This is a genomic window from Allobosea sp. NPDC055594, assembly GCF_053618995.1.
This window is the reverse complement of the sequence record NZ_JBSHIO010000054.1, coordinates 320-1,256: the sequence shown is the minus strand read 5'-3', so window position 1 is coordinate 1,256 and position 937 is coordinate 320. Positions and strand designations below refer to the sequence as shown.

General features: G+C 47.0%; 1 protein-coding gene. It reads left to right on the top strand.

Going from position 1 to position 937, the window contains the following annotated elements; translation table 11 throughout:
• Positions 1–827: glycoside hydrolase family 73 protein (locus ACWGRX_RS26935; RefSeq protein ID WP_376642737.1), on the top strand; the 827-nt coding region annotated here is incomplete at its 5' end.
• Between the last annotated feature and the right edge of the window lie 110 nt (positions 828–937).

Sequence of the window (937 nt, the reverse complement as noted above, 5' to 3'; positions counted from 1 at the left end):
GTATGGGCGTCAATATAAAGCCGTTTATCAAAGACGCGCAAGCCATACAGAAAGAAACTGGCATCCCTGCATCCATCATACTGGGTCAAATCATGTTAGAATCAGGCGGTTCAAACCCGGGCGGATTGTCCGGGCTTGCCTACTACTCTAAGAACCTATTTGGAATAAAGGGAAGAGGTACAGCAGGAAGTGCCACGATGGGTACGACCGAAGTATATAACGGTAAGACCTATCACGTGAAGGATGGCTTTGCAAAGTACAACAGCTATCAAGATTCCATACGCGCCCACGCGGAACTATTATCCAAGCCGCGTTATGCGTCAAAGCTGAAGAACGCAAAAAGCGTTGAGGACTATGCGAAGGGAATCAAAGCTGGAGGGTATGCAACAGACCCTAACTATGTAAATAAGCTTCTCGGCATTATCAGCAGTAACAACCTTCACCAGTACGATGATAAGGACATTACATTCAAAGGAACGTCAGGAGCCGGGGCGACAGGTGGGGATTCTTCATCTTCAGGCACTGACGACAAATCATATTTATCAAATATCATGTTCGGCGTGTTCAGATGGTCTCTTATTCTCGGGCTTGCTATCATTGCAATCGTGTTCTTTATGAAAGCCTTCCCAGCAGTCGGAGACGTTGCGAAAGGTACAGCATCCACCGCAATGGATTTTGTTCCGGGTGGTCGTGCTGTCAAATCTGTTTCTAAGGGAGCCAAAGCCATTAAGAAAGGACGCAGCGCGTCAAACCACATCAAGAAAGCCGCTACAATAGCAAAAGGAGTGAACAAGAATGCCGGAACTAGTCAAACAGCCGGGGGATGACCATAAAAAGAGTACATGGCGTGAACAGACCGTCACCATGCTACCGGGCGACATTACAACGGTTTATTTTGACGACACAAAGCCGAACCATACAGCCATAACAAATAACA